Source organism: Marinospirillum alkalitolerans (assembly GCF_045055655.1).
Lineage (GTDB): Bacteria > Pseudomonadota > Gammaproteobacteria > Pseudomonadales > Halomonadaceae > Marinospirillum > Marinospirillum alkalitolerans.
This window is the reverse complement of record NZ_JBANFI010000036.1, coordinates 1-484: the sequence shown is the minus strand read 5'-3', so window position 1 is coordinate 484 and position 484 is coordinate 1. Positions and strand designations below refer to the sequence as shown.

1 protein-coding gene is annotated in these 484 nt (G+C 52.1%); it reads right to left on the bottom strand.

Features of this window, described 5'->3' with window-relative positions:
- Positions 1 to 281 precede the first annotated feature (281 nt).
- Positions 282 to 484, bottom strand: a 203-nt coding sequence (locus tag V6U78_RS12725; protein WP_405341590.1) for a hypothetical protein, incomplete at its 5' end; no start/stop codon positions are given.

Here is a 484-nt window from a genome sequence, read left to right as displayed (position 1 = left end):
GTGCGTCGGTCGAGGCGAGTTGTTTCGGGATAGTAGGCAGGCCGCCGCCGCAGATCGAGGCGCTGTTCTAGCAGGATTTCGTCAGGTTTGGCCTTTGGATAGTGTGCCGCGCCTTCGTTATCGGGCTGCTCTCGCTAGTTTTAAAATGAAGGCTCAGTCTTCAAGCGCGGTAAGCGGTGGCTTTGTTCGAGTTGCTTCGTTGCTGTACTTGGCAGGTTTGCCAGACCGCCCAATCTGCTCGTTTTTTCAGGTTTGAGTTTGGCGTATTCTGTTGGCTCCACTCAGAAATAGTGTGCCAGGATCGAGTGATGCGGCTTTAACCTAAGTTGACCATTTTCGGCAAGTTGGCAGCGTTTAGCTTTCTTTTTTGCTGTTTCTTGCAATAACAAGGCGCTGCACGCGACACGAATGCTAGTCCGGTTTTGTGTTTTCGCTGCGCTCAATTTTACACAAAACCGGCCGTCGCTCTCGTTCGCGTGAGCTT